The organism is Trebonia sp. (assembly GCF_049794275.1).
Lineage (GTDB): Bacteria > Actinomycetota > Actinomycetes > Streptosporangiales > Streptosporangiaceae > Trebonia.
This window is the reverse complement of record NZ_JBARCR010000480.1, coordinates 1-2,524: the sequence shown is the minus strand read 5'-3', so window position 1 is coordinate 2,524 and position 2,524 is coordinate 1. Positions and strand designations below refer to the sequence as shown.

The following is a 2,524-nucleotide window of genomic DNA, read 5'->3' as shown; positions in this document are numbered from 1 at the left end:
ATGGCCAGCGCGCCGAGGGCGGTGGCCGCGACCAGCATGAACGTCTGCGTGGCCAGCAGGAAGCGGCGCCGGTCCACCAGGTCGCCGACCGTCCCGGCCACGATCGCGAACAGCACGACCGGCAGGCCCGCCGCGGTCTGGACTAGCGCAACGTAGGCGGCCGATCCGGTCAGGGTCAGCATCAGCCACTGGGCGGCCACGGTCTGCATCCAGCTGCCAACGTTGGAGACGAACTGGGCGCTCTGCATCGCCGCGAACATCCGGTGCCGGAACGGTGACCACGCAGACACCGGGGAACCCCGGTCGCTGTCGGCTGCGACCCCGTCAGGGTGGCCGGGCATAGTCGCTAGTGTGCTCCTGCTCAGGTACGCAGGGCGGCGATCAGCGCCTTGGTGACGTCTTCTGTGCTGGCGGTGCCGCCGATGTCGCGGGTGAGGATGCCCGCCGCGGTGGTCGCCTCGATGGCGGCGTGCAGCAGGGCGGCCTGCTCCGGCAGGCCCAGGTGGTCGAGCATCAGGGCTGCGCTGCCGACAGCGCCGACGGGGTTGGCCAGTCCTTGCCCGGCGATGTCCGGCGCGGACCCGTGCACGGGCTCGAACATGCTGGGGAAACGCCGTTCGGGGTTGAGGTTGGCGCTGGCGGCCAGGCCGAGGCTGCCGGCCAGCGCGCTGCCGAGATCGGACAGGATGTCCGCGTGCAGGTTCGAGGCGACCACGACCGACAGGTCCTCGGGCCGCAGGACGAACTTCGCGGACATCGCGTCGACAAGGACGCTCTCGGTCTCGACGTCGGGATAGTCCCTGGCAACCCGCGTGAAGACCTCGTCCCACAAGACCATGCCGTACTGCTGGGCGTTGCTCTTGGTGACGCTGGAGACCTTGCGGCGGCGGCGAGTACGGGCCAGGTCGAAGGCGAAGCGCATGATGCGCTCGCAGCCGACCTCGGTGAACAGGGCCGACTGGACAGCGATCTCGCCGCCAGGGCCACGCCCGGCGAAGTTGCGGCCGCCCATCCCGGTGTACTCGCCCTCGCTGTTCTCCCGCACGACGACCCAGTCCAGCTCGGTGTCATCGGCCTTGCGCAGCGGGCTCCGCACCCCAGGCAGGAAGCGGACCGGCCGGACGTTCGCCCACTGGTCGAAGTTCTGGCAGATGGCCAGCCGCAGGCCCCACAGGCTGACGTGGTCGGGCACACCAGGCCAGCCGACCGCGCCGAAGTAGATGGCATCGAAGTCCTTGAGGATCTCGAGCCCGTCGGACGCCATCATCCGCCCGGTGCGCCCGTAGTATCCGCAGCCCCACTCGAATTCCCGCCAGTCGAACGCGAACGCGCCCCCGCTTCCGGCGGCCAGCGCGTCGAGCACCTGGCGCCCGGCGGCCACCACCTCCTGGCCCACGCCGTCCGCGGGGATCGCGGCGATCCGGAATCTCCTGGTGGCATTCATCGCGGCTCCCCATCCCCCCTGGGCCGCATGCCGTCCAGAATGACCGTAACAACGTCGCCGGCGTCCGGCGGCGGCGCGAAGATGCCCGCGTGAGCGCCGTCGGGGAGCAGCAGCGTCAGCACCAGCTCGTGGCACACGCCGACGATCATCGCGGCGGCGGCCTCCACAGGAGCGTCGGGCGCGAGCCTGCCTAGGTCGCGTTCCGCGTGCAGGTAGCGGAGCAGTTCGTCACGCCAGTTCGTGTCCGGCCCCACGAGACCGGTGAACCGGCTGACAGCCTCGGACTCCGGCCGCAGCCCCGCCATGAAGGACAGCAGCGCCCGGTGCAAGGCGATGCCGTACCTGACGTGGGTCCGCAGGTTCTCCGCGAGGTCACCCTCCCCCGGACGGGGCAGCTCACCGAGGCCAGCCTGAATCGTCCGCACATGCGCGGCCACGGCGTTCGCGAGCAGGTCTTCCTTGCCGTCGAAGTAGTTGTACAGCACCCCGTCGGCGACCCCGGCCTCCCTGGCGATCTCGCGCACGGTCAGCGCGGCCGTGCCACGGCTGGAGATCAGCCGTTCGGCGGTGGCGATCAGGTGCTCGCGCAGGTTCTGACCGTCACCGGCGCCGCGCAGCACGGCCGCCCTTCTGGGGGACACCCCCAGATCGTACCGAGGTCTCAGCCGCCTGGCCGTTGCGCCGTCACGAGCCATGCCGCGCCGCGCAAGATCACTCCGCCCGGCGTCGCGAAAGGCGCCAGCGCGTCTTCGAGTGCGGCCCATGCCTTGGTGATCGCGCCAGGCCCGGCGTGGCGGACCCGGAACTGGACGGGGCCCCAGCCCCAGATGAATCCCGCGGCGTCCACCACGTTCCGGCCCCAGACCTGGGCGGTCTCGACGCGGGTCCAGGACACGTCGGTGAATCCGGCGCCGGTCAGCACCTCGCGAGCCCGTTCCGGATCGGCGAGGGACTCCGGGCTCGCCGTGCCCGTGGCCGGAGGCGGCGGCGCAGGCAGGTGCGCGGCCGCCGCCGCGAACACTGGGCCGAGGTCCGTGCCGGACAGGTCGGGCAGGCACGCGATGGCGAGCCGGCCGCCCG

Annotated in this window: 3 protein-coding genes and 1 pseudogene; all 4 read right to left on the bottom strand. The window is 71.6% G+C overall.

Annotation, left to right across the window (positions count from 1 at the left end):
• A partial coding sequence (locus WA805_RS13130) for an MFS transporter (RefSeq protein ID WP_425242470.1) occupies positions 1 to 341 on the bottom strand: 341 nt, incomplete at its 3' end.
• Between the two features lie 20 nt (positions 342 to 361).
• Positions 362 to 1,444, bottom strand: coding sequence for a tartrate dehydrogenase (locus WA805_RS13125; protein WP_422285543.1), 1,083 nt, complete (start codon positions 1,442 to 1,444; stop codon positions 362 to 364).
• Positions 1,441 to 2,085 (bottom strand): TetR/AcrR family transcriptional regulator, encoded by a 645-nt coding sequence (locus WA805_RS13120; RefSeq protein ID WP_425242469.1) that lies wholly within the window; start codon positions 2,083 to 2,085, stop codon positions 1,441 to 1,443. The genes WA805_RS13125 and WA805_RS13120 overlap by 4 nt, the downstream gene beginning before the upstream one ends.
• Positions 2,086 to 2,105: 20 nt before the next feature.
• Positions 2,106 to 2,524, bottom strand: a pseudogene (locus tag WA805_RS13115) (class I SAM-dependent methyltransferase); the annotation flags it as partial.